Origin of the sequence: Enterococcus sp. DIV1089c (assembly GCF_050530965.1) — a bacterium.
In the GTDB taxonomy this organism is placed as follows: Bacteria; Bacillota; Bacilli; order Lactobacillales; family Enterococcaceae; genus Enterococcus_B; species Enterococcus_B hirae.
In genome coordinates this window covers 197844-223500 of record NZ_CP172888.1, presented here as the reverse complement: position 1 = coordinate 223500, position 25657 = coordinate 197844, and the positions used below count along the sequence as shown (strand labels likewise).

The window sequence follows — 25657 nt, the reverse complement described above, 5'->3', positions numbered from 1 at the left end:
AGGGAGATTTTTATGATTGAAGTATCTGCACCAGGAAAACTTTATATTGCTGGAGAATACGCAGTTGTTGAAACCGGACATCCGGCTATCATCGTAGCCATTGATCAGTTTGTTACTGTAACCGTTGAAACCGCACGAAAAGTCGGCAGCATCCAATCTGAGCAATATAGTGGCATGCCGATTCGTTGGACTCGGCGTGATGGTGAACTTGTCTTGGATATTCGTGAAAATCCATTTCATTATATCCTTGCTGCCATTCGTTTGACTGAAAAATACGCACGAGAAAAAAATATTTTACTTTCTTTTTATGACCTAAAAGTGACAAGTGAATTGGATAGTTCTAACGGACGCAAATACGGTCTAGGCTCAAGTGGCGCCGTAACTGTCGCAACAGTCAAGGCATTGAATATGTTTTATGCGTTAAATCTTACACAGATTGAAATTTTCAAAATTGCTGCACTAGCAAATTTAACGGTTCAAGATAATGGCTCTTGTGGAGATATTGCAGCTAGTTGTTATGGTGGTTGGATTGCTTTTTCAACCTTTGATCACCAGTGGCTCCAAGAACAAGAAAAACAACATACGATCGTTGAACTCATCGAAATGGATTGGCCTGGTTTATCCATTGAGTCTCTTCCGACACCGAAAGATCTGCGTTTACTGATTGGTTGGACTGGCAGTCCTGCATCAACTTCTGATTTAGTCGATCAAGTCCATCGCTCACGTAAGGAAAAAATGGTAGCCTATCAAAAATTTTTACAAGATAGTACATTATGCGTCCATGAAATGATTAAAGGATTCAAAGAGAATAACATTGATTTGATCCAAGCTATGATCAGAAAAAATCGACAACTACTCCATGAGCTATCTTCAATTACGGGCGTATTGATCGAAACGCCTGCTTTAAATAAATTATGTAGCTTAGCAGAAGAATACGAGGGCGCAGCAAAATCATCTGGAGCAGGTGGTGGCGATTGTGGTATCGTAATCGTGGATCAAAAATCCGGTATCTTGCCTTTGATGAGCGCTTGGGAATTAGCAGAAATTACACCCTTGCCATTACACGTCTATAGTAACCAACGAAAGGAAAAAGGATGAATCGAAAAGATGAACATGTCTCATTAGCTAAAGCTTTTCATAGTAAACAAAAAAATGAATTTGATACGGTTCGAATCGTTCATAACCCCTTACCTGAAGTTTCCATGTCAGAGATTGATCTACATACGACTGTTGCTGGCTTAACTTTAGACTATCCTTTATATATCAATGCTATGACTGGTGGAAGTGAAAAAACTAAAAAAATCAACCATGATCTAGCGATGATCGCAAAAGAAACAAATTTAATGATTGCCACGGGTTCAGTCAGTGCAGCTTTAAAAGATCCTGCTTTAAGCGATTCTTACACGATCATGCGTGACGTTTATCCAGAAGGAAAGATCCTTGCCAACGTAGGAGCCGGCACCTCTTTAGCACGAGCAAAAGAGGCGATTGAACTATTTCAAGCCGATGCTTTACAACTCCATCTCAATGCACCACAAGAATTGGTGATGCCTGAAGGGGATCGTGTTTTTTCCAATTGGAAAGAATTGATCAAAGAAATCAGCGAAGGCATTTCGGTTCCTTTGATCGTGAAAGAAGTCGGTTTTGGTATGACCAGAGAAACGATTGATGAACTAGCCGAGTTGGGGGTTCAGACAATCGATATCAGTGGCCGAAGCGGAACCAGCTTCACTCAAATCGAAAATGCTCGTCGCAAAAAAAGAGAGTTAGATTATTTAGTCGATTGGGGACAATCAACGGTTACTTCTCTGCTAGAGGCAAACGAAGCCCAACATCAAGTAGAGATTCTTGCTTCTGGTGGTATTCGCAATGCCTTCGACCTCTTCAAAGCACTTTGTCTTGGTGCCAATGCAGTAGGCGTTTCTGGAACGATCTTAACGCATCTCATGACACACGGCGTGGCAGAAACGATCCAACTAGTCCAACAATGGCAAGCAGAACTTCAACGGCTATTGACCATGGTAGGAGCTAAAACTATCCAAGAACTTCATCACCAACCCTTGATTTTATCTGGAACTACTAAAGATTGGTGCGAAGCCCGAGGAATCCCTCTGACCAAATATGGCACACGAAAGAAATAAACAAATCGATTCAACTCAAAAAGGTTGTCCAATCATCGAAAAGATGAATGACGACCTTTTTTGTCTACAAAAATACAAAGTTCCCTTAGAATGAAGAATGAGATTTTCTTATGGCGTTGACTCTATTTTATCCTTCACCAATCGCCTCATACGTTTGTTCTAGTTTTCATGCGATAAATAATAGGATACCAACTCTTTTGCATCTGATAAACAAAAATAAAACCTATGTATCTTTGACAAACGGCTATAATTCCATTCCTGGCATCATTGGCGGAGCGCTAGGTTTTATTATACCCATCCCCTTCCCTATCTCAGGATTACTCGTTTCACATACTTTCCCTAGTTCTTTGCTTATTAGATCAGTCAATTGTTTTTTCCCCTGCTGTTTTTCCTGAACTGCTGTTTCACGCTTAAAGTTATCTGGATTGGTTAGTAGATAACTATAAATATCTCTCCAACTCATCTGAAGATCTCGTTCTATTTTTTTTCGTTTTTTATCCACTTTACCACCACTAAATAGATTGAGCGTTTTTCCGCCAGGGTTAATCCTGAATCGTATAATTTTTTCTAGCTGCATAGATCTTTTAAGATATAAACGTATTATGACATAATAGTCTATTTTATTTTGATTAAAACAAGAATTCTTTACATTCCCTAATTTTTTTAACGTTTGATCTAGCTCCTTAAGATTGTTGAGATTATTTTTTAATTGTTGCTTTCGTTGTTTTTCAGTCAATTCTTTAGTAACCAGTTTTAGTTCTTTTGTTGTTACTTTTTCTTTTGCTGCTATATTTTTTTCGATTGCTGCTTCCTCTTCTGTTACTACATTATTTTTTGTTGCTGCTTCCTCTTTTAGTTTGTCATCCTCCGGTGTATTTTTTTCATCTGCGACAACTTTAGTGTTCACCACGTACTTTAATAAAGAATGATCGATCCATTTTTCACCTCTCCTACCAGTTAAATACTGCATTTCCTTCGTCAGTTTTTTTATCTCAGACTTGCAATTTTTGATTTCTTTTGCTATTTCGTTAAGCTCTTTTTTTTTGCTCTTGATCGTTTCACCATGTACTCGCTTGGTGCTTTTATATAATGCATTTTTTTTTGCTTTCACTGCATTTTGAAGTTCCTGCTCACAGTCTTCCTTTTTTTTTATTTGAGTATGCTTTTTCTTATACCAATCCTCTCTTTTCTTAGCCCGTTCTTCAATTTCTCTCTTTAGTTCATGTTTCAACTCTATGTATAGCTCAGTGTATTTGTGTACGTTTTCAAGTGGTTCTAAGTTTTCCCGCAATTTGACTTCTAATGAATCAACGGTTGACATCAATTGTTCTTTTCCCATATTTTCTTGATTTTTTGTTTTCTCAAATACTGGTTTTGTCATCCTAAAAACTTCCTTCCTTTTTTCATTTTTACTTATCTAAAGTAACATGGTTCATTGGTCTTGATAAAACTATTTTTTCTAAAAAAGCGAATTAATCGTTTTTTTCTAACAAAAGAAATTCCTATGCTAGTTCTAACGAGATTGTTCCCCTTTCCGACAAAAAAAGCCCCTCTTTCCAGATCATCTTTATCTGGAAAAGGGGCTTGATTAACTATAATTGTATTGAATTAACCATTATAAGCATCAATAATGATTTGTTTTAGCTCACTGATCAATGGCTCTTTTGGATTTGCTGTTGTACATTGATCTTCATAAGCAAGTTCTGCCATACGGTCAACCGTTGAATCTAAGGTTTCTTGTGTCACACCTTGAGCCTTCAAGCTCATATTGATTCCAACTGATTGTCCTAATTCATAAACTGCTGTTGCTAAAGCTTCAACTAATTCCGCTGTTGTTTGTCCTTTTAACCCTAAGAACTTAGCAATATCTGCATAGTCTGTATCTGCACGGAAGTAATCATATTTAGGGAACATTGCATGTTTTTGTGGATCTTTTGCATTATAGCGGATGATATGTGGTAATAAAATGGCATTTGTACGACCATGTGGGATACCATATTCTCCACCAATTTTATGCGCAACTGAGTGACAAATTCCTAAGAAGGCGTTCGCAAATGCCATCCCTGCCATTGTAGAAGCGTTGTGCATTTTTTCTCGTGATTCCATATCAGGAGTTTTCACTGATTTTTCTAGGTAATCGAAGACTAATTTGATTGCTTGTAAGCTCAATCCTCTTGTATAATCAGAAGCCATAACAGAAACATAAGACTCAATCGCATGAGTTAATACGTCCATCCCTGTATCTGCCGTGACAGAAGCTGGTACTGACATGACAAATTGTGGGTCGACGATTGCTACATCTGGTGTTAATGCATAATCTGCCAATGGATATTTCACATGTGTATCACTATCTGTGATAACGGCAAAAGGTGTTACTTCAGAACCCGTTCCTGAAGTTGTCGGAATACACACAAATTGTGTTTTTTCTGGTTTATCGATCTTATATGTCCGTTTACGGATATCTAAGAATTTTTGTTTTGCTCCAAAGAATGAAGTATCTGGGTGTTCATAGAACATCCACATTCCTTTAGCAGCATCCATTGCAGAACCGCCACCTAATGCAATCACTGTGTCTGGTTTGAAATCAGCCATCAATTTCGTTCCTGCATAGACTGTGTTTGTTGAAGGATTTGGCTCAACTTCTGAGAAGACTTCGATTTTCACATCATTCTTACGTCTTGATAGTACTTCACGAACCGTATCACAGTAGCCAAACTGCACCATACCAGGATCACAAACGATCATGACACGCTCTACGTTTTCCATTTTTTCTAAATAAAGCAAAGAGTTCTTTTCAAAGAAGATTTTTGGTGGTAATTTGAACCATTGCATATTATTTCTCCGTTTCGCTACAGTTTTGACATTGATCAAGTTGATGGCACTTACATTTCTAGAAACAGAATTTTTACCATATGAACCACAACCTAAAGTTAGTGAAGGGATCATTTCGTTATAGATATTTCCGATTCCACCTTCTGCTGAAGGAGTATTTACTAAGATACGGCAAGCTTTCATCCGTAGACCAAACTTCACATGCAGCTCTTCATCCTCTGAGTGAATCACTGCAGTATGGCCTAACCCGCCTAAGTTCAACATTCCTTCGCATAATTCAAAGGCATGTTCTGTATTGTTTGCTTTAACCATTGCAAGTACTGGAGAAAGTTTTTCACGTGAAAGAGGGTAATCCGCTCCGACACCTTCTAATTCAGCTACTAACATTTTTGTTCCTTCTGGAACTTTGATGCCAGCTAGTTTTGCAATGTCCATTGCAGAATGTCCAACGATTGCTGGATTTACTGCGTATTTACCTTCATTCATCACTGCATCTTCTAATTTTGAAAGTTCAGCTGGTTTCACAAAATAGACTTGATGTGCTTGGAATTCTGCTTTAACTGCAGCATAGACTTCTTTGTCAACGATTACTGCTTGCTCAGAAGCACAAATCATTCCGTTATCGAACGTTTTAGAAACGATCAAGTCATTCACTGCTCGTTTGATTTTTGCTGTTTTTTCAATATATGCTGGTACATTACCTGGTCCAACACCTAAAGCTGGCTTTCCTGTTGAATAAGCAGATTTCACCATTCCTGCCCCACCAGTAGCTAAAACAATTGCGATCCCTGGATGATTCATCAACATTGAAGTCGCTTCAATCGATGGATGTTCAATCCATTGAATACAATTTTCAGGTGCACCAGCTGCGATCGCTGCATCACGAACGACACGTGCTGCTTCAGCAGAAGATTTTTGAGCACTTGGATGGAATGCAAAAACGATTGGGTTTCTTGTTTTCAACGCGATCATTGATTTAAAAATTGTCGTTGATGTTGGGTTAGTTGTTGGAGTTACCCCACAAACCACACCAACTGGTTCAGCAATTTCAATCAAGTCTTTTTGAACATCTTCATTGATGACACCAACTGTTTTATCGTGCTTGATGTTATTCCAAATATATTCAGAAGCATACATATTTTTGATCGCTTTATCTTCATAGATCCCACGACCAGTTTCTTCAACTGCCATTTTAGCTAACGGCATATGTTGATCTAATGCTGCCATTGCCATTTCATGCACAATATGATCTACTTTTTCTTGATCAAAGTTTTCCATCTCTTTTAATGCGACATTTGCTTTCGTTGCTAATTCATCAATCATTCCTTGAACATCAATAGTTTTTGGTTGTTCTTTCTCCATTACTTTAGCCATTGTCTTCCTCCTAATGGGTCATGGTTGTTTGTTAATTAATTCACATTCTCATCATACAACAAACCTTTTCAGATGTAAACCTTTATTGTGATTTTTTTCACAGTTTTTTAAATTTCGATTAAATCCTTTATTTATCAGTGTTTTTATTTATTATCCTAATTATCCAAAGTATTTTATCAAAAAAACAGTTTATTCAAAACTTAACAAAGTCAGAGTTTTAGGATAAAAAAAGAGCCCGAGACACCGTCTCAGACTCAACTACTAAGCTTTACCTATTTGTTTTCTTTACTATCTTCAGGTGTTTCAACAGTTTCAGTAGCTTCTTCTTTCACTTCTACTGTTTCAGCAACTTTTGGTTCTGTTTTTTCTACCGTATTTACTGTCGAATCATTGGTTACGACAGTTCCAGGTTTAACCGTTTTGATGGCTGCTCGATCGTATTCTAGAAAAATCCCTTCACAATCTATAACAACTGTGCGTTTTTCATTGTCGATCTCTGAAACAACACCATGTAATCCGCCGATTGTAACTACTTCATCGCCTGATTTCATACTGTCTAGTAAATTTTGTCGTTCTTGTTGTTGTTTCTTTTGTGAACGTGACATAAAATACCACATTGCTAAAAGAGCAACGAACATGACTAACATTGGTAATGATCCCATTTTTTTCACCTCACTAACATGTATCTACACACTCAACTTTAGCAGAAAAAGGCGTGAGACACTAGTTTTTTACATAAATTTAGTGAAAAAGATTAGAAACTTTTGGCATTCTCTTTATTAAACCCATATTCCTCAAAAAAGGCTGCTCGAAATTCTAATAAATTGTCATCCATGATCGCTTGACGCACTTGTTTCATCAAGTTTAATAAGAAGTACAAGTTATGGTAAGACGTTAACCGTATCCCAAATGTTTCATCACATTTGATCAAATGACGAATATACGCACGTGTATAATTTTTACATGTGTAGCAGTCACATTTCTCATCGATTGGGCGGAAGTCATGTGCGTATTGTGCATTTTTCACGACTAAGCGTCCTTGTGAAGTCATACAAGTACCATTTCTTGCGATACGTGTAGGTAAGACACAGTCAAACATATCGACTCCTCTAATCACGCCATCAATCAATGAATCTGCTGCACCAACACCCATTAAATAACGTGGTTTATCCTCAGGGATCAATGGTGTTGTAAACTCTAACACACGGTTCATTTCTGATTTAGGTTCGCCAACAGACAAACCACCGATTGAATAGCCAGGGAAATCCATTGAGATCAAATCTTTTGCACTTTGGCGACGTAAATCTTCAAACCCAGCTCCTTGAATGATACCAAATAATCCTTGACGATCAGGATTCAGATGGGCTTTTAAGCCTCGCTCAGCCCAACGTGAGGTCCTTTCCACTGATTTTTTGACATAATCATAGCTTTCATCAAAAGGAGGACATTCATCGAAGCTCATCATGATGTCTGATCCTAATTTATTTTGGATATTAATTGCTTTTTCTGGTGATAAAAACATCCGAGAACCATTTAAATGATTTTTAAAATGGACTCCCTCTTCTTCGATGTTACGCATATCGCTTAGCGAGAACACTTGAAAACCACCTGAATCTGTCAAAATCGGTTGATCCCAATTCATGAACTTGTGTAAGCCGCCTGCTTCTTCTACCAAGTCTTCTCCAGGTCTTAACCATAAATGGTACGTATTACTTAAAATGACTCCCGCACCCATTGCTTTTAATTCTTCAGGTGACATGGTTTTGACAGTTGCTAGTGTTCCCACAGGCATAAACATTGGTGTGGGAAATGTCCCATGAGGAGTAATCAATTCACCAAGACGGGCACCGGTATGTTTTTCTTTTTTGATTAAACGATAACGAATGGCAGGTTGTGTCATTCAATTCCCTACTTTCTCTATAATAATCGCATTGACAACTCCCATCATCATAATCGTTCTAACTCTTTTTTGCAAGGGTTCATTGGGTGACAGGTGTTTATTTAACCTTCATTTTTTAAAGAAATTATAATAACAGATAAAAGATAAAGAAAGCCAAATTGTTTCTTCTTTGTTATACTTATGGCATAAATAAAAAGGAGTGAAACTCATGCTATCTTCAAAAGAACTGAAACAACAAGCAAAAGACAGTTTAAAAGGACGCTGGGGACAAGCTGTATTATTGAATTTAGTCCCAACGTTAATCACAATTGCACTCATTATGATCATAGCTATTCCGACCGCTTTATTATTGGCTCATACCTATAATGATCCTGCAGCTGTCCAAGATATGGCAAACAATACCAACGGAGGTGCTGCTTCTAGCGGTGGTGGTATTGTGTCTGGTATTATCAGCGCACTATTTATGAGTGGGATCTCATGGACCTATCTAGATATCCTGCGTGGAACCAAATCGACCATCGAACCATTTAAAGATGCCTTTCGTGGTTTTACAGGATTATTTCTTGGTGGTGTGATTTTACTAGCTATTTTGATTTCGATCTTTACTACTTTATGGGCGTTATTATTCGTTATTCCTGGTATCATCAAAAGTTATTCTTATTCCCAAAGTTACTTCATTTACTATGATGTTATCACTGAAACAGGGGAAAAACCAGGAGTGCTCAATACGATCACTGCTAGTCGTAAATTAATGGATGGCTACAAAGGTAAATTGTTCTGGCTTGATCTATCCTTTATTGGCTGGCATATCTTAGCCATGCTAACTGCTGGAATTGGTTATTTATGGTTAAATCCTTATATTACAGCAACTAAAGCAGCTTTTTATGAACAATTGCCAAAAAACGTATAAAAATCAATGTCCAATGAAACGACCCTCAAAAGTTAGACCAAAAATCTAACTTTTGAGGGTCGTTTCACATGCTTCAGCCGCAGTCGCTTTTTTCATTTCGCTCACTTCTGCTCAGCTTTTAGAACTTCGCCAGTATACGCATCAACTTTGACTGTCACTTTTTTTATTTTTTCTTTAATAGTAATTGTCCAATACGATTTTCCTGATTGTCTTTCGAGATACCACATTACTGCTTTTCCTGTCCCAGTCGTTTTTTCAGCTACATTTTCAGCTACTTTAGTAACTTCCGATAAACTTTTTAAGTTTTTGATATTGAACAGATCTGCGGATTGCTCGGTAGTGGCTTGTTCGTGTTTGTTTCGTCTGCGATGTACTTTTTTTTTTGATGTTCGCTGTTTTAGTTGAAATTCTTACACTGCATTCTTCAGTTGCATCTCTATCAGTAATTTCGTAATAGTAAGGACCAACAGTCTGACTAACTTTAACAGAAGTAATCGCTTGATTAGGATAACAAGTCTGATAAGTTTCAAGTGCTTCTTTTAATGATACATTGAATTTTTCCGGCTCCTCAATTTCATCCGCAGATGTGGACGAACTAGAAACATTGGCAACCTTGATTTCTTTCGTTTCATTCCCATAATTTTCATAAGGATAATTAAAAACAAACATCACCAACATCCCCAAACTAAAACTAGTTAATACCGTTAAACACCATACAAACAACTTCATCTTTTCCGCTCCTTCACAATCAATTGTTAGATTCTTGAAATGAACGATTAATCGTTCTTTTTTTAGGAGTTTGAGGCTGGATGAATTGAATCCTCCAGCCTCATTGAGAGAATATAAGAGATAAAGCAAATAATATATCCCTATGTCTTTATTCTACTTAAATCTTTCATCTTATTTTTTTTATTTTTTTACCATCTAGTCATGAACAAATAAAAAAAAAAAATATTAGAAAAGCTCCCCCATGGCTTTTCTAATATGTTTCATCATTACTTTTGATGGAAAGGAACGATTTTAGAAGTCAGTGTCACTGATTTCTAAATTTACTGTTACATTTCCACGCAAAGCTTTTGAGTAAGGGCAAACTTGATCTGCTTCTTCAACAAAACGTATTGCTTCATCTTTCGGCATATCTTTGATAAAGACTGTCAAAAGAACTTCTATTGTAAAATCTGCCTCTCCATGATTCAGCAAGGCAACGTTTGCTTTTACTGAACTAGGTTGATTGATGTTCTTTCTAGATAAAACTAATTCTAAGGCACCGTTAAAACAGGCACTATAAGCTGCTGCAAAGAGCTCTTCGGGATTTGTTGCATCCGTGTTTTGGGTTCCAGTTGCTGCGACATCATACAAAAATTTTTTCTCTTGTGAATAAATTTTACCACTACGACCACCTGTATTAATAGTAGCTACCTCATAAATTTTGCTCATAAATTTCGCCCTCCAAAGTTGATTGTAAATATAGTAGTTGGCATCTAGGTAATTGGGTATCACATAAAAGGTTAGTGTATAGGAATGATTGGGTTGTTTACAAGAATAGTAAATTTTACCTGAAACCAAACTGCGTCTATTTACTTCTTTACTCTAAAGGATTATTCAACGTCATTTTTTCTTAAAAAAAATACGAATCTACTCTTTATTGAAATTATTAAAAATTTTGAGCAAGGAAACTACTCGTGTTCAATTTTCTTTTTTCCATTTCCCTAAACCACTCAAAATAGGGTTATAGCCAAACAAAGACGTTAGTAAAAAATAGATAGGGACGGCTATAGAAACTTGGATTAGATTAGTCAAAAAGGTAGGTGACATGCCATTTGTAATTATTCTTGTAACGAACCACATAATAATGGATGAACAAAAAATAACCAGTAAGTTTTTTTTCTTAAAGCTAAAATTTGTTTGATTCAAGAATGATTTTGTACGTACCACTGTTACAAAAATTTCTGCTAAAAGGTTTGAAAAAACCACTCCAAAAAAACCGATCCACGGTAACAAGATTAAATTAGATAAAATATTGATAACCGCACCAATTAATACAGATTTATTGTAGATTTTTACTTTGCCAATCGGTATCAAATATTGTCTAGAAATGGACATACCTAAGGGCATCACAACGATCAAAATAGAAAAAAGTGGAATAACTTTATTGATGAATAAGAATTCTTTCCCAAAAAACCAGGGAACTAATTTATCGTAAACCGTAAGCATCCCGAACATCGCTGGAACACTAAAATATAATTGTAAATGAATCGTCTTATCAATGATGTCCACCATCTTATTAATGTTTCCTTTGGCATATAACCCACTCATGTGCGGTAATAGCACCATATCAAGCGTTGTAATAACCGTGATAAATACCGTATTGATTGTTAATGAATTAGTGTAATAACCAACAGCTGTACTACCAATAAAAACACCCAATAAAGTCTTGTTTAGATTCGTATAAAGTAAAATAGCAACCTGTGGGATAAAAAATTCAAAAGATGATCGGATATGTCTAAAGCTATCTAAGAATGCTACCTTTTTAAAATTTATATGTTTATGAATAAATAGCCATGTCAATAGTTGAGATAATAAGGTTCCTACTGACTGTAGTAAAACATATAAAATCGTATCAGAAGAATCTTTAATCAAAAAGATAATTAAAATGAAAGTAACAAATTGAATTCCCAGATTGATCATGCTCGTTTTTCTGAAATCCTCGATTCCCATAAAAAACCACGAAATGTCAAACATAACAGCTATAATAGTGAGACTTTGTATATAGAAATAGATCTTATTACCTAAAAAAGTAGTAAATAACAAAAAAACTAAAAGTGTAATACATGTTAAAACTGCTTTTAATAAACAGATTTCCCAAAACGTTTTTGAAATATTTTCTTTACGATTATAAACTAATGCGATTTCTCGATTCCCATACATCGAGATCCCTAAACTAGCGACTAACACAAAATATTGAGTAATCGAATTGGTGTAATTAAAAATCCCTAATCCTCCAGGACCTAATGCTTTTGAAACAATTGGGACTGTAATGATTGGCATGATAATCTTTGTCAGTTGAAATAATGACTGATACCCAAAATTTTTAAGCACATGTTTCAATTCTATTAGTCCCTTCCAAATATATCTCGCGTATAGACTTTCATTTCTACATCTTTGAGTAACGGATCAAATCGATTGGCTAACATCACATCTGAATGCTTCTTGAACTCATCAATGTCCTTTATTACTTTAAATGTCGAAAAATGCTCCTTCTTCACTGTCGGTTCATAAATGACTACGTTAATGCCTTGATCTTTCAAAAGACGCATGATACTTAAAATAGATGAATATCTGAAATTATCAGAGCCCGCCTTCATTGTTAAACGATAAATCCCTACTACATCTGGATTTTTTTCCATGATACGATCTGCAATAAATGTTTTTCTTATATCATTTGACTGAACGATGGCTTGGATCAGATCATTTGGCACGTGCTGGTAATTCGCTAGTAATTGTTTCGTATCCTTCGGTAAACAATATCCGCCATAACCAAAAGAAGGATTATTATAATAGTCCCCTATTCTTGGGTCCATTGAAACCCCCGAGATAATTTGAGCTGTATCTAATCCATTCATTTCAGCATAAGTATCAAGTTCATTGAAATAAGCAATCCTTAATGCTAAATAGGTATTAGAAAACAGTTTGATCGCTTCTGCTTCTGTTGAATCAGTTAAAATAACAGGAACATCTTTTATTCGAGTATTTTTTTTAAACATCGAAGCAATTTTTTGTCCTCTTTTCGTGTTTTCGCCTACAACGATACGAGAAGGATAGAGATTATCATACAATGCTTTTCCTTCCCGCAAAAATTCTGGTGAAAAAATAAAATCCTCTGATTGATATTTCTTTTTTAAATACTTAATATAACCTAAAGGAATCGTTGACTTAATGATAAATACAGCATCCGTACGTACTGCCTTTACCTTTTCGATTACTTCTTCTATGGAGGAAGTATCGAATAGGTTTTTTTCTTCATCATAATCGGTTGGAGTAGCAATCAAAATAAATTCTCCCCATGATGCTGCACTTTTGAAGTCTTGTGTAAAAGTTATTCCCAATTCTCTATTATTCAAAAATTCTTGGATCTCTTTATCTTCGATTGGGGAACAACCTTTTATTAGTTTCTCGATTTTTTTCTGATCGATATCATAAGCAACCACATCATTATTTTGGGCAAGCAACAATGCATTTGCTAGCCCAACATAGCCCATACCGAAAACAGATAGTCTCATTTCTTACACCTTACTTATTTTTTTATTTTTTGCTTGTTTTAAAATTTTTTGTATTTTTTTATTATCCCCCCATACAGCCTTAGAATCATATTTTCTATCGGGATAGGTACCATAATCCAAATGAATATTCAAGTGATTATCTGCAATGAATTGTTCGACACGTTCTTTTAATTTAACAGGATAACCTGAGCAAATATTAATGATTCCTGAGATTTCGTCTTGTTCAACAGCTGCTGCTACTTGAAAACAAAAATCATCATAGTCTAAAAAATCGTATTGGTTTTCCCCCATTGTAAAAGGAAAGTTTACCTCTTCTTCCTTGGCTTTCTCAATGATTTTTGAAAAAACCGAACTACCACCCGGTTGATTCGATACAATGTAATAAGCACGCAACCATTGAAATTTTTTATTGGTTTCTTTAGCCATAAACGAACTGAAATTTCTCAATGAATCTTTTGCAATGCCATAGTAACTCATTGGGTGTGTACTAGTGAATTCGTTAATGCAGCCTTCATAAAATCCAACTTCATGCATCGATCCCATCACTACGATTTTATCGATTCCTGATAAGAAAAATTTTTTTAAAAATAGTGCATGATCGGATAAGTTTCTAATATGACTTTCTGCATTATGGATAAATCCATCTTGCCATGTAAGATGGACTAATACGTTCGGTTCACCAAAATAATGATACGGATCAGAAATATCAAAAAGATTTTCTTGATAGATAGTGGCTTCTTTATTTATTCGATTCGTTCTGATATCTATCGCAATAACTTCATTTCCATCATTGATCAGTTGGTCTACAATTCCAGTTCCTAAATAACCGTTTGCTCCAGTTACTAATATTTTCATCAATTCTCACTCCCAAAATTTACTATTTTTTCTATTATTTTTTCCCATGAGAAGAGGTCGAGTAACACCTGATCCCCAACAGGGATACGTTTTTTTCCCAAAAATTGAAGCATTTCGTTGATTGAGATCGGTGAATCATCATCCTTTACTTGATAAATATTTTGTTTTACTGCACTAAAAAATGGTGTTTCGCCTGATGTAATCACTGGAATTCCTTGATAAAGTGCTTCGGATACTTTGATAGCTGTCTCAATATTGGCACCTCGTAGATGTAACTTTAATGTACCGATAGCCATTGAAGCTTCACCATAAAGCTGTTCTAATTCTTGACGATCTTTATACCCATGAAATATAACGTATCCTTGTAATCGGTAAGATGCTACCAGTTGTTTTAACTCTTCAATTGCTGGTCCCCCACCAACAATGTCAAAGAAGAGCTCTGGTGCTATCTCATCTTTTGTCCGATAATAATATTCAAGTCCTTCAATTAAACGATCCAGCCCATGATAAGGATAAAAATTTCCAACAGCAACTACCCGATGTGTAGGCTGTTCTTCATTTTTCTGATATAAATTGACTGGCAAATTATCCGGATCTACACCATTGTAAAAAGAAACCATCTTCGCCTTTTTTTTATTACTTGTCTTCGCCTCAATTACTGCAATCTTATTGCATTTTTTTTCATACAATCGATCACCTAAGTAATTCCATACTAGACTCAATCCACCCTTTAACTTATTGGGTGCTACATTCAATTGTTCTTTATAATAAGGATAAGTAGGAATTTCCATAATCGTTTGAATTGTTTTTTGCTGAGAGATACTTAACAGTTCACTCATTATTTTTGTATAATATTGATCCCGAAAATAGAAATGAGTCTATTCTCTCGACAACAATAATTTTTTTGTTGCTATTTGGATATCTTTTATTTTTTGACGGTGATTCGTTGCATCACTCTTTGTTAATAGACTGTCGTGAATCATCTGCTTGTCATAAAACTCACGTACTCTTATTTCTTGTTTTTTAAAATAAAGTAACCAACATTGCTTTTTATGATTGCTCATATACTTTGCTTGGGAACAGTTCTTTTTAAAAATACCTTTATTTTCTTCTGCAGAAATCCCACTCAAAAATAAGATGCTCATTGTATTTTGTCCTTTCTTATAGCCATTCATTCTGATAAAATAGCGGATTAAAAATCCTTTCAGGTATAGAGATCGAAAAATAAGAAACATAAAACCAAGCCAGAAGGTGAATAACTAACATCCCCCACAAAACGAGTTGATAATAGGTGACTTTTTTGTATTTATAACTAGCATTGATCACAGAAATATAAATCAAAGGCAATATACCTCTGGCTAAACGGTAAAATTCCACAGAATACCAAAGCAAAGGAATAAACATCAATAAAATCACCGAAGCATAAAACACATATTGTGAGAATAGTTTATTTTTTTGACTGATTGTACTTTTAGGAAATCCTAAATGTGCCCAGTATGCTAACCCCACATTCAGCAAGAAAAGAAAAATAACTTGTATCGAACCATTTGTTATTTTTTCAGTATATTGTTGGATTCTTCCAGAATTTGTTGAGAACTCTTCGATTAAATAATTCAAATAGGGAGGAGTTCCACTATAGATTACATAGATCAACTCCAGAAAAATTGCACCACCAACCATTAGTTGAATAAAAAACTTTTTGTTTTTTGAAGATAAAAATAAAAACGGTAGATAAAATAAACTGATCGTATGAAATAAGCTAGCGCTAATTATGCCAAAAAAATATTTTATTTTTTTATTTTCTACTAAATATGGAAATGAATAAATCACAAGAGATATCGCCACTAAATTCCTTAGTTGAATAGCATCAATAAAAAATAAAAATAACGTATAAATAATTATAAATAGATGAGTATTTACGCAATATTTTTTAACTGTCGCACCGATTAATAGGGTTGCAAATAAAAAGACCAACCCACGCATACCAAAGAGTCCTAAATTTAATTGTCGGCAAAACTGTGCAAAATAGTAAAAGCCGAATTCTGTCGCTTTATATTTGATACGTGCATCATCAAAATAAGTTGCTTTATAGTAGACCATGTCTGTATTTTCAGTACCACCTGCAAAAATCAATCCGAGGATCAAAACACTTAATAAGAGTAAATATTTATTGCGTTTATTTCTGAAAACTTCAATAAAATTAAGTATCAGTACAGCAAAATAAGCAACGATGATCATCCAGCAGACACCCTATTCAACATTTTTTTTATAAAACTGGTTCCATAAATCAACTGATTCAAGGTTCGATATCTCCGTTTTTCCATTAAACGACTCACCAGACATAAATAGTTTCTATAATACCGTGATGATTCTATGATTAAAGGTTTCTGTATTTTCTCTTTGGACAATAGTTGTTGGATATCTTGTAGCATCTTTTTTTGATTCGCTGTATTCATGCCGAATTGGGTATAGATATTCAACCCATGTCGTAAAAAATAAGTATAGCGATATTTTTGATAGTAGGGATAAACGCGTTCATTCCATTCAATTTCTCCAATTGTTTCTATAAATATTTGAAAATCTTTCACAGCTGAGGGATTATTTTTTAAAGAAGTACTCGTCAATTCACGTTGACTATATTGATAAACTACTTCGGGGACCAGCTGAATCGTTTGACATTTAGAAACATAGTTAAAATTGAATAAAGTATCTTCTTGCCCATAACGAAATCTTTCATCGAATTTCAAATCATACTCATCTATTATTTTTTTTCGGTACAAACAATTCCATAAATGGAGAAACGTCATTCGATGATCTAAATTAAACAAAGCATAAGCAATCTCTTTTTGATCCTTTAATTGCTTTTCTTCATAGGAGTAATCTATTTCAGACAAAAGCAGTTGTTTCTTATCAATCAACTGCATCGATTTGCCGCCTACGATCATATCTGCATCTCCGATTTTGTTAGACAAATAGACATAGATATTGGGATCAATTGCATCGTCTTGATCGATAAAACTAACAAATTCGCCTGTCGCATAAGCTAAACCTGTATTACGGGCTGCACAGATCCCCGCGTTTGTTTGATGAATCAATAATATACGTTCATCTTGTTGTGCAAATTTTTGGCAAATTTGATAACTATCATCTTGTGAACCATCATCAATCAAAATCAACTCGATGTTTTTGTAGGGCTGATTCAATAATGCTTGGAGTGTATTTTCTAAATACAAGCTTCCGTTATAGATTGGAACAATCACGCTAATTCTCTTCAATTTCCTTACTCCTTTCCACTGAAGATCCGATCGAGCCAAGTGGATAATTGATAGTTTTTGTAAAGTTGATCATTTAGTAAATGGTAGTCTGTCTCAATAAAACGTTGTGGAATAACTGGCTTTTTTCGGTCAACTACGCAAATATTATCAGGATGGTAAAAATCATAATTTTTCACTTCTGGATTTGTTGTAATCAGTTTTCTTCTCATTCCATGTGTCTCAATCGTACGCATCGTGAGACCTGATTGATTTGCTAGCTCTAGATCCAAAATAATTTTGCTCTCTTTAACCACTTCATTAACGAGTGTTTGCGGAAGTGGTTGATAGATGAATTCTTCTTTTTTGGCTGTTGCGAGTGTCTTAGTTCCATATTTGTAATAATAAAAATGCCAGATAGAAGGAAGATATAGTTTGAAATAGTAGCTATATTGTTTTTTCTCACAAAGTTCTTTTACTTGATTGATAAATGAGTAACGCATGCTATGACCGAATCCCACAAAAGAAAAAAGATAGGTTGCTCTTTTTTGTTTTTCTCATCGGAATTTATGTAGAATAATGGCAAAAAATTTAATTCTGCGTATTTCTTGCAGTCTTTCGCATCAAAACTATATAAATAATTAAAATAATCAAAGTATCTAGTCACTTGTGAAAATGTAGCAATTGAATCCCACAAATAGGCTAATTTAGGGATCGGTCCAACAATATCGGTCACCTCTTTGATGAACTTTTCAGGAAACAGTACTGGATTGATAACGAAAAAGTAATCATAATTTTCTTGTCCTATCGCTAATAAAATTTGCTTCAGATAACTCTCTCTTAAGGTATTGAACTTTGTAGAAAGTTTCATTTTGAGGTGTGAGTCCGAAGGGATCGCATTATAATACGTCACTTTTGCGCCTTTTCTTTCTAATTCTTCGATGATCAGCTGTGGATAATCGTAAAATTTCCATGCAATAAACAATATTTTTTTATCCTTTAAGCGTTTGTCCATACTATGCCTTCTCTCAATTTTCTCCGTTGTACTGTTTTGTAATCTCTCGAATCATTTGATTTAATGAATAATTTTTTTGATAGATCGCTATTATTTGTTGTTTGTCACAGCTATGCTCTGCATTTAGGATTGCTCGTGCAAATGAGTGAGGACTATCTGTATTTAATAAGCAACCACCTGTTTGTTCAATAATTTCTTCTACTCCTGTCACCTTTTTGCCAATAATCGGAACACCAGCGCGAATCGCTTCGATCAAAGAATAAGGCAACCCTTCATATCTCGAAGTGATCAAATAATGATCATACCCTGCAACGATTCGTTCACTATCCGTTCTTTCTCCTAATAAATGGACATTTCCCGTCAAATCGTGCTTGATTAAAAATGCTTTGACTTCTTTGAATAGTGGTCCATCCCCTGCCCAGACAAAATGATAATTAGGGTCTTGTTGAATGACTTCTTTTGCTACTTCCATAAATAAAAAAGGGTCTTTTTGAAAAGAAAGACGTGCGTTGTTACCAATAACAATATTCGATTCCTTCAACCCTAGAGATTCTTTGATCGTTTTTTTAGAAGGAAAGTCGATTGCAGGCAATCCATTGCGGATGACTATAAATTTGGATGGGTTATCAAGGTGTAATTTTATACCTGCCATTCGTTCTTCTTCAGATACATTAAACGTCTTCTTCGTTGCATACCTACTTAGCATCTTCTCTATCCAAATAAATAGTGTCTTCTTAGATTGCTTAAATTCCGAAGATAAGAAAGAATACGCATGTGGTGTATAAAAAACTTGCTCAATACGATTTCTTTTAGCAGCTATTCGCCCTAGCGCACCGGCTTTCGAACTATGACAATGACCCAAATCCATTGAACCGTTCTTCAGAACGTAGATATTTCTATAAAGCAGATGCTTCAGGTGCGGGTGCTCTATATTATGGTGGCCTTTGGGCAGCACAAACTAGTACGTCTGGCGACGCTTGATTAGGCGATGGTTGGGGAGTGCTTCATGAAACTGGTCACGGCTATCAAGGAAGCTTTATGAACAAAGGAATGGATGTCGGTGAAGTTTGGAATAATCTATATGGTGTAATTTATAATTACAAACACATGGGTAAAACTGCTGCCGATAAAAATTCTTGGCTTTATGATTATGGACACAAACAATCCATTGAAAATGCATTAAAGAATACAATCAATAGTGCTGATCCAAAATTCAATAGTCAAGATTTACGTAAAAAATTAGTCATTCTTTCAAACATCGTTGATAAAGCAGGAAATGAAGGCTTTACAAATTTCTATACAAACTACCGAAAATTTGCTAGTCAGTCAGGATTCAATGCCAATAACTATCCATTACCAGATTTGATCACAACTGAAATGGGTGCACCGAAGAAAGTAGACTTTTCTGCTGTCTTAAACGCTTGGGGCTTATCAGTATCAGAAAAAGCGAAAAAAGCAGCCGCAGATAATGGCTACCAACAAGTGGCTCATTTGGCACAAGTGGTTCCTGATAATCGATTAGATGCAGCGATTCAACAATTGACACAAAATAATCGTCTAAGTTCCGTTTTATCTTTAGTTACAAATGAAGAATTAAAACCATTGAATCTAACAAGCAACGTTACATTGAAGTTTAAAGATGGCAACTTGTTCGAAGGTATGAAATTGCGTATTTTAGATGGAAATAAACTTTATAAAGAAATTACTTTAGGTAGCGATCCAGTTACGATCAACAACATGCCAAATGGTGTATACTCTCTTGAATTGGGAACAGACACTGGTTATATCCAAAATCCATATCTTTTTGTGAAAGACAATGGTACAGTAACTATTTCATTAAATAACTATCTCAAAGAAGCCACAGAAGCTGTTGACCACTTATTCCAAGACAATGATCATTCGAAAATCAAGACAAATCTGATGCAAAAAGATATTGATCAAGCCAAGAAAAAAGTAACGGCTTTACCAAACAGTAGCCAAAAAGATAACTTATTGACACGATTAAATAATGCTTTTGATCAATTGCAAGAGTTTACTTTCAAAGGATTAGGAAACTTCCATTTTGCTTCCTTTGACGTAGCAAATGGCGTAGCAACCATACGTACAATAGCTGGTACTCCGCATAGTTACTTCAATGATCGCTATGCAAGTATCACTATTTCACGTAATAATGAAACGCTCTATCAAAAAGAATACATTGGAGATCGTCATTATGATGCTAAAACGGATACGATCAATTTGAAGGAGGGCGACACAGTTACTGTGACACACCGAGAAGCAAATGCAACTCGTTTAGCCATCAATCATGAGAACTTGAAACACAATACAAGAGGAACATACCATTACGATGTACGTAACGGACAATTAGTTCTAAGAAAGTAAAAAATGTTATTAAAAATTCTATACTAACTATTTAACTGAAGCTGGAGCAACGATTGCGGCTCTTTGTCAATCATGAAGAGACTGGGACAAAACTTGTCTCAGTCTCTTCTAGTATTTCTAAATACGAATAAACGGTGAGATAAAACTAGTATCTTCGGAAAATTTGAGGAGCACCAAGCAGGTAACAATCAACATCAAAAACTAGTGTTTGTATTTCTTGTCAATTTTCGGAAATTCTTTCTTATTTCTTGATACTGAACAATTTTGTCTCAACCTCAAATTATAGAGTCACTATTGCCCCAGCCACTTTATTAAGGATGATTATTTTATGAAACGATCACGCAATCAAAAAATTGATCACTTGAGAGCATTAGCAATTTTGTGTATCATTCTTGCTCATACAGGATTACAAGGAATCCTGTTCAATTTGCGTTGTTTTGATGTGCCATTAATGGCCTTTTGTTTAGCTATTTCTTATTACTATAGCAGCAAGAATCTCTCCTATATTTCCTATGTCAAAAAAAGATTCACTCGTTTAATGGTTCCAACTTATATATTTCTGGCGTTATTATTTACATCACTTTTTTTCATTGCTCAGATTACCGATACTCCTTATCAATTTAATATTTTTTATATTTTGCACGCTTTTTTCATGGATACAGGTTATGGTTATGCTTGGATTATGCGAACGTTTTTTCTTGTATCTTTACTCATGCCCTTCCTGTATAAATTGAGCAAAAAATATCAGCACTTTGTGGAAATACTTGGTATTTTCACTTTATTATTAATCCTCCAAATCTTTTTAGTTTATTTGATTCCTTATGTTCCGAGCTCATGGCAAATCCTTTATACTCAACTCGTTCCTTTAGCTTTTGGCTATTGTCCGATTGCTTTACTAGGATTACTTGTTTTTCAATTAGACCGAAAAAAACTATTACACTTATCAATTGTTATCTTATGTTACTTAAGCATTAGTTTCTATCTCTACGGACTCCATGGATTAACTTACTTTAAATACCCACCACAGTTGCCTTTTATTTTATATGGCTGTTTCTGTGGCTGTTTCTTATGGTATATGTTAGCTAAATATGAAGGGAATTTCTTCGCCCCTATCAGTAATTATCTTTCTCTTCATTCACAAGAACTTTATTTTATTCATATTTTCTATATTTATATTTATGAGTTTTATTTACCAAAGGAAGGAAGTCTGTTAAACAATTGGTTCTTTAATTTTATCTATTTACTTTCTATGTCATTACTTACGTTGTTTTTGATCAATCAAGGCAAAAAGAAAGTAAAACAAATTAAGAACAAAACACGCCAAGTAGAATGTGACGAGTAACCGCAGAAGCAGGAAAGAGAAATCTCTCGCATCAACTTTCCCTACTGAAAGTCAGCTGTTTAAACGTCTTTTAGCCATTTTTTACATGCGAAAGAGCTTGGGCTGTTCGTTTTTGTCCCAAGCTCTTTTGATTTATTCTTCTTCTGCTTCAGGCAATTGATGAAATTTGATCAACTCATTCACAGCCACAGGTACGACTGATAAAAAGCCTACTAACAACCAATGGTTTAAGCTAACATGCACTAAGCTAAAGAGTTCTTGGGTAAACGGTAAAAGTGCAATGACCGTAGTGATGACCAATGAAAGTACCGCCATTTCCAATAACGATTTATTCGTTGCTAAGTTCACTTTGAAAATTGACTGACTGCTACGCACATTGAATACATGGAGGATTGACGAGTATGCTAACACTAAAAAGGCAACCGTCTGTCCCACTTCTTGTCCTGCATCGACCCAAGGGCTAATGGTATCGACATAGCTTCCCAAATAATAACCAAACAGAGTCACGATCGTAAATATAGTCGCATTGATCGCAATTTTTTGTAATAATCCTCGAGCAAAAATCCCTTCATTCTTAGGAATCGGTGCTTCGTCCATGATCCCTTTTTCTGCTGGTTCACGCCCCAAAGCAAATCCAGGCAACCCATCAGCAACCACGTTGACAAACAACAATTGAACTGCTGTAAACGGTGCTCCCCAGCCCACTAGCATCGCAATCAACACAATAAAAATTTCTGAGACATTACAACTCAACAAAAAGTTGATCGCTTTACGAATGTTTTGATAGACGGAACGTCCTTGACTAACCGCATCGACGATCGTTGCAAAGTTGTCATCGGTCAAGATCATATCTGATGCACTCTGTGCCACGTCAGTTCCAGTGATTCCCATTGCACACCCTACGTCACTTGCCTTCAAGGCGGGTGCATCGTTGACGCCATCTCCAGTCATAGCCACCACGGCACCAGTTCGTTGCCATGATTTAACGATCCGGATCTTGTCTTCCGGCGTAACACGAGCATAGACAGAAAGGTCTTTGACACGTTCGTCTAATTCATCATCAGATAGTGCTTGTAGTTCTGAGCCCGACAGTGCTTCGGCTGGATTTGTTAAAATACCTAATTCTTTGGCTATGGCACTAGCCGTAACAACATGATCTCCTGTGATCATCACTGTTTTGATTCCTGCTTTTTTCGCTCGTTTGATTGCTCCTTTACTTTCAGGACGAGGCGGATCAATCATACCGATCAAACCAATCAAACGTAAATCTTTTTCTAATGCTTCTGACGTGATTTCTTGCGGTTCTTCTTCATAAGTAGCATAACCTACCGCAATGACCCTTAAAGCTTTTTTCCCAAAGCTATCATTGACGATCGTGGCCTGTTCAATGTCTCCTGAAGTAAAACGCGAAGCTAGGACGTCAAAAGCGCCTTTCGTAATTGAAATATATTTTTCACCCATTTGATGAACCGTTGTCATCATCTTACGGTCTGAATCAAAGGGTAGTTCTGCCACTCTCGGGTACTTTTCTTCTAATTCCTCTTTTGTGTGATAATTTTCTTCAACCGCTCTTACGATCGCGGCTTCTGTAGGGTTTCCTTTGACAATCAATTCATCATTTTCTTTTTCGACCGTCACATCGGTACAAAGAGCAGCCATCTTCAAGATTTCCATCGCACTGTTGGTCATTGAGTCCTCTACATCAGTCACTTCATCTTCTTTGCTCCAAACTCGGCGGACACGCATTTTATTTTGTGTCAGCGTTCCCGTTTTATCTGAACAAATCACATTGGCTGTTCCTAAAGTCTCAACTGCGGGGAGCTGACGAATAATGGCATGTTTCTTCGCCATTTTTTGGACACCATATGCTAAAGTCAATGTAACGATAACTGTCAATGTTTCTGGTACAGCAGCGACGGCTAAAGAAATAGACGTCATAAACATTTCTAGTAAAGGTTCTCCTTGGAGTTCCCCAATAATAAACACTAACGCTGCAGCAGCTAATGCGATAAAACTGATGCGTTTGCCTAGTTGATTCAATCGAATTTGTAATGGTGTTTTTTGAGCAGTGTTGTCATTTAAAAGTCCAGCAATCTTACCCATTTCGGTTTTCATCCCGATAGCGGTCACAATCGCTTTCCCACGACCAGCTGCGACTGTACACCCTTTAAACACCATATTGATTTGATCACCTAAGGCATCATCTTCTTGACTCACATAATCTGCATCTTTTTCGACCGCTTCACTTTCACCAGTCAGTGCCGATTCCTCTACTCTTAATTGCGAGGTTTCAACTAATCGAGCATCCGCCGCAATGGCTGAGCCAGATTCCAAGACCAGAACATCTCCCACAACTAGGTGTTCAGCATCCACTTTTTCAACTTTGCCATCTCGGATGACTGTGGCAGTTTGCTTGTTCATATCCTGAAGAGATTCCAACGCTTTTTCGGCATTTCCTTCTTGTACGATAGCTAATACTGAATTAATGATTACGATCGCAATAATCAACAGTCCTTCAAATAAATCCCCATGTTCGGTGGCAAAGGCAGTATAAAAAGAAATGACTGCTGCTACAAGTAAAATAATCGTAGTAAAATCAGATAAACTTCGTAAAAACTTTTTTGCCAATGACTCTTTAGGCGCTTCCTCAAATTTGTTTTTCCCTTGTTCTTGACTTCTTTTTTCTGCTTCTTGGGTCGTTAACCCCTGTTCAATTGTTGTTTTTGTTTCATTCTCCACTTCTTTCACTGTTTTCTTAAAATCATCCATCCTATTCCTCCTTTATTTTAAGCACACAAAAAAGGTACTTATTTTACTATACCATTGTTAAATTGCCTTATTCAACTATACCGCTTGTTGCTTCTCTAAAATAAGGATATCTCGTGAGCTTCTTTTTTGCAACCGCTAACAAAGTGTGTTATATTATAAGTGTAAGGAAGGAGGATACCATCAAATAAACAAAAGAATTTCTCGATAGATTAGTATAAGCAAACAAAGTTGTTAAAAGGTACAGGTTTCACCAATGAGGTCATGTGAAGTATAATCTTTTACAAATAGTGAATGCGTATGAGGCGTTAGATCATGCAGTATCTAAACCAGAAGTAACATGATACGTAAAAAAGAAGAACATGAATATCTGAAAACTGAATAGAATCAAGAGATGTTTCAACTGTTGAAGATGTAACAAAAACAAGATTTTTTGTTTATCAAGAAGAAATTCAACACGGTACTTTGCATGGGTCATGGAAAGTTACACTTATTTTGTTTATTTGATTCCTTCCGCATACGAAGAGCTGGGCTTATCGAGAGCCCAGCTTTTTTTGTCGCCTGAGTTTATTTATCTTCTGCAATAAACGAATCCATGTCTCCTACACT

Annotated in this window: 23 protein-coding genes; 5 read left to right on the top strand and 18 right to left on the bottom strand. The window is 35.8% G+C overall.

Translation table 11 applies throughout. The annotated features are described in order from the left end of the window. Nucleotides 1-12 precede the first annotated feature (12 nt). Complete coding sequence (locus IGL30_RS01105; RefSeq protein ID WP_010720289.1) at nt 13-1098, top strand: phosphomevalonate kinase; 1086 nt, start codon at nt 13-15, stop codon at nt 1096-1098. Further along, nucleotides 1095-2141, top strand: coding sequence for a type 2 isopentenyl-diphosphate Delta-isomerase (gene fni / locus IGL30_RS01100; protein ID WP_088745636.1), 1047 nt, complete (start codon nt 1095-1097; stop codon nt 2139-2141). The genes IGL30_RS01105 and fni overlap by 4 nt, the downstream gene beginning before the upstream one ends. Nucleotides 2142-2385: 244 nt before the next feature. Here fni and IGL30_RS01095 read toward each other — a convergent pair whose 3' ends face one another. The 4 genes from IGL30_RS01095 to tgt form a co-directional block, all read right to left on the bottom strand. Further along, nucleotides 2386-3480 (bottom strand): hypothetical protein, encoded by a 1095-nt coding sequence (locus tag IGL30_RS01095; RefSeq protein ID WP_126344798.1) that lies wholly within the window; start codon nt 3478-3480, stop codon nt 2386-2388. A 269-nt stretch (nt 3481-3749) separates the two neighbouring features. After that, nucleotides 3750-6347 (bottom strand): bifunctional acetaldehyde-CoA/alcohol dehydrogenase, encoded by a 2598-nt coding sequence (gene adhE / locus IGL30_RS01090; RefSeq protein ID WP_375371606.1) that lies wholly within the window; start codon nt 6345-6347, stop codon nt 3750-3752. Between the two features lie 272 nt (nt 6348-6619). Further along, nucleotides 6620-7009, bottom strand: coding sequence for a preprotein translocase subunit YajC (gene yajC / locus IGL30_RS01085; RefSeq protein ID WP_010720295.1), 390 nt, complete (start codon nt 7007-7009; stop codon nt 6620-6622). 92 nt (nt 7010-7101) lie between these two features. Continuing rightward, nucleotides 7102-8247 (bottom strand): tRNA guanosine(34) transglycosylase Tgt, encoded by a 1146-nt coding sequence (gene tgt, locus IGL30_RS01080; protein WP_010720296.1) that lies wholly within the window; start codon nt 8245-8247, stop codon nt 7102-7104. A 208-nt stretch (nt 8248-8455) separates the two neighbouring features. Between tgt and IGL30_RS01075 the strand changes: the two genes are divergently transcribed. Continuing rightward, a complete protein-coding gene (locus tag IGL30_RS01075; RefSeq protein ID WP_010720297.1) occupies nt 8456-9157 on the top strand; it encodes a DUF975 family protein in 702 nt (233 codons plus the stop codon). A 101-nt stretch (nt 9158-9258) separates the two neighbouring features. On the opposite strand, the gene IGL30_RS01070 is transcribed toward IGL30_RS01075, so the two are convergent. The 13 genes from IGL30_RS01070 to IGL30_RS01010 all read right to left on the bottom strand — a co-directional run bounded on the left by IGL30_RS01070 (nt 9259) and on the right by IGL30_RS01010 (nt 19426). Next, complete coding sequence (locus IGL30_RS01070) at nt 9259-9468, bottom strand: PepSY domain-containing protein (protein WP_223609961.1); 210 nt, start codon at nt 9466-9468, stop codon at nt 9259-9261. Then, complete coding sequence (locus IGL30_RS01065) at nt 9434-9886, bottom strand: hypothetical protein (RefSeq protein WP_123874922.1); 453 nt, start codon at nt 9884-9886, stop codon at nt 9434-9436. Before IGL30_RS01065 ends, IGL30_RS01070 begins: the two co-directional genes overlap by 35 nt. A 291-nt stretch (nt 9887-10177) precedes the next feature. Then, complete coding sequence (locus tag IGL30_RS01060) at nt 10178-10594, bottom strand: Ohr family peroxiredoxin (protein ID WP_375371605.1); 417 nt, start codon at nt 10592-10594, stop codon at nt 10178-10180. Between the two features lie 249 nt (nt 10595-10843). Then, on the bottom strand, nt 10844-12265 hold the full coding sequence (locus IGL30_RS01055; protein WP_010720300.1) for a flippase: 1422 nt from the start codon (nt 12263-12265) through the stop codon (nt 10844-10846). Nucleotides 12266-12270: 5 nt separating this feature from the next. Further along, nucleotides 12271-13437 (bottom strand): nucleotide sugar dehydrogenase, encoded by a 1167-nt coding sequence (locus IGL30_RS01050; protein WP_430618436.1) that lies wholly within the window; start codon nt 13435-13437, stop codon nt 12271-12273. Between the two features lie 3 nt (nt 13438-13440). After that, nucleotides 13441-14292 carry an NAD-dependent epimerase/dehydratase family protein gene (locus IGL30_RS01045; RefSeq protein WP_430618434.1) on the bottom strand — a complete coding sequence of 284 codons (852 nt, stop codon included), beginning with the start codon at nt 14290-14292 and terminating at the stop codon, nt 13441-13443. After that, complete coding sequence (locus IGL30_RS01040; protein ID WP_260221548.1) at nt 14292-15131, bottom strand: glycosyltransferase family 4 protein; 840 nt, start codon at nt 15129-15131, stop codon at nt 14292-14294. Before IGL30_RS01040 ends, IGL30_RS01045 begins: the two co-directional genes overlap by 1 nt. A 39-nt stretch (nt 15132-15170) precedes the next feature. Further along, nucleotides 15171-15437: a hypothetical protein gene (locus IGL30_RS01035; protein WP_260221547.1), complete on the bottom strand. Its 267-nt coding sequence runs from the start codon at nt 15435-15437 to the stop codon at nt 15171-15173. 16 nt (nt 15438-15453) lie between these two features. Then, nucleotides 15454-16530: an EpsG family protein gene (locus tag IGL30_RS01030; RefSeq protein WP_010720304.1), complete on the bottom strand. Its 1077-nt coding sequence runs from the start codon at nt 16528-16530 to the stop codon at nt 15454-15456. Next, complete coding sequence (locus IGL30_RS01025) at nt 16527-17567, bottom strand: glycosyltransferase family 2 protein (RefSeq protein WP_010720305.1); 1041 nt, start codon at nt 17565-17567, stop codon at nt 16527-16529. The genes IGL30_RS01030 and IGL30_RS01025 overlap by 4 nt, the downstream gene beginning before the upstream one ends. A 5-nt stretch (nt 17568-17572) precedes the next feature. Further along, nucleotides 17573-18046 carry a hypothetical protein gene (locus IGL30_RS01020; protein WP_249509781.1) on the bottom strand — a complete coding sequence of 158 codons (474 nt, stop codon included), beginning with the start codon at nt 18044-18046 and terminating at the stop codon, nt 17573-17575. Next, on the bottom strand, nt 18019-18558 hold the full coding sequence (locus IGL30_RS01015) for a hypothetical protein (protein WP_249509782.1): 540 nt from the start codon (nt 18556-18558) through the stop codon (nt 18019-18021). The genes IGL30_RS01020 and IGL30_RS01015 overlap by 28 nt, the downstream gene beginning before the upstream one ends. A 13-nt stretch (nt 18559-18571) precedes the next feature. After that, nucleotides 18572-19426, bottom strand: a complete 855-nt coding sequence (locus tag IGL30_RS01010) for a glycosyltransferase (protein WP_249509783.1) — start codon at nt 19424-19426, stop codon at nt 18572-18574. Nucleotides 19427-19557: 131 nt separating this feature from the next. On the opposite strand from IGL30_RS01010, the gene IGL30_RS01005 reads away from it, so the two are divergent. Further along, nucleotides 19558-20940: a putative mucin/carbohydrate-binding domain-containing protein gene (locus IGL30_RS01005; RefSeq protein WP_260221544.1), complete on the top strand. Its 1383-nt coding sequence runs from the start codon at nt 19558-19560 to the stop codon at nt 20938-20940. Nucleotides 20941-21268: 328 nt separating this feature from the next. Beyond that, nucleotides 21269-22282 (top strand): acyltransferase family protein, encoded by a 1014-nt coding sequence (locus IGL30_RS01000; protein WP_010736869.1) that lies wholly within the window; start codon nt 21269-21271, stop codon nt 22280-22282. A 132-nt stretch (nt 22283-22414) separates the two neighbouring features. Here IGL30_RS01000 and IGL30_RS00995 read toward each other — a convergent pair whose 3' ends face one another. Further along, nucleotides 22415-25051 carry a cation-translocating P-type ATPase gene (locus IGL30_RS00995; protein WP_088745641.1) on the bottom strand — a complete coding sequence of 879 codons (2637 nt, stop codon included), beginning with the start codon at nt 25049-25051 and terminating at the stop codon, nt 22415-22417. Nucleotides 25052-25657: the final 606 nt, after the last annotated feature.

Bases quoted from the DNA above. Each gene is read 5' to 3' on its own strand.
- IGL30_RS01105 (WP_010720289.1), top strand. From the start codon at position 13: ATGATTGAAGTATCTGCACCAGGAAAACTTTATATTGCTGGAGAATAC.
- fni (WP_088745636.1), top strand. From the start codon at position 1,095: ATGAATCGAAAAGATGAACATGTCTCATTAGCTAAAGCTTTTCATAGT.
- IGL30_RS01095 (WP_126344798.1), bottom strand. From the start codon at position 3,480: ATGGGAAAAGAACAATTGATGTCAACCGTTGATTCATTAGAAGTCAAA.
- adhE (WP_375371606.1), bottom strand. From the start codon at position 6,347: ATGGCTAAAGTAATGGAGAAAGAACAACCAAAAACTATTGATGTTCAA.
- yajC (WP_010720295.1), bottom strand. From the start codon at position 7,009: ATGGGATCATTACCAATGTTAGTCATGTTCGTTGCTCTTTTAGCAATG.
- tgt (WP_010720296.1), bottom strand. From the start codon at position 8,247: ATGACACAACCTGCCATTCGTTATCGTTTAATCAAAAAAGAAAAACAT.
- IGL30_RS01075 (WP_010720297.1), top strand. From the start codon at position 8,456: ATGCTATCTTCAAAAGAACTGAAACAACAAGCAAAAGACAGTTTAAAA.
- IGL30_RS01065 (WP_123874922.1), bottom strand. From the start codon at position 9,886: ATGAAGTTGTTTGTATGGTGTTTAACGGTATTAACTAGTTTTAGTTTG.
- IGL30_RS01060 (WP_375371605.1), bottom strand. From the start codon at position 10,594: ATGAGCAAAATTTATGAGGTAGCTACTATTAATACAGGTGGTCGTAGT.
- IGL30_RS01050 (WP_430618436.1), bottom strand. From the start codon at position 13,437: ATGAGACTATCTGTTTTCGGTATGGGCTATGTTGGGCTAGCAAATGCA.
- IGL30_RS01045 (WP_430618434.1), bottom strand. From the start codon at position 14,292: ATGAAAATATTAGTAACTGGAGCAAACGGTTATTTAGGAACTGGAATT.
- IGL30_RS01040 (WP_260221548.1), bottom strand. From the start codon at position 15,131: ATGAGTGAACTGTTAAGTATCTCTCAGCAAAAAACAATTCAAACGATT.
- IGL30_RS01035 (WP_260221547.1), bottom strand. From the start codon at position 15,437: ATGAGCATCTTATTTTTGAGTGGGATTTCTGCAGAAGAAAATAAAGGT.
- IGL30_RS01030 (WP_010720304.1), bottom strand. From the start codon at position 16,530: ATGATCATCGTTGCTTATTTTGCTGTACTGATACTTAATTTTATTGAA.
- IGL30_RS01020 (WP_249509781.1), bottom strand. From the start codon at position 18,046: ATGCGTTACTCATTTATCAATCAAGTAAAAGAACTTTGTGAGAAAAAA.
- IGL30_RS01015 (WP_249509782.1), bottom strand. From the start codon at position 18,558: ATGGACAAACGCTTAAAGGATAAAAAAATATTGTTTATTGCATGGAAA.
- IGL30_RS01010 (WP_249509783.1), bottom strand. From the start codon at position 19,426: ATGGATTTGGGTCATTGTCATAGTTCGAAAGCCGGTGCGCTAGGGCGA.
- IGL30_RS01000 (WP_010736869.1), top strand. From the start codon at position 21,269: ATGAAACGATCACGCAATCAAAAAATTGATCACTTGAGAGCATTAGCA.
- IGL30_RS00995 (WP_088745641.1), bottom strand. From the start codon at position 25,051: ATGGATGATTTTAAGAAAACAGTGAAAGAAGTGGAGAATGAAACAAAA.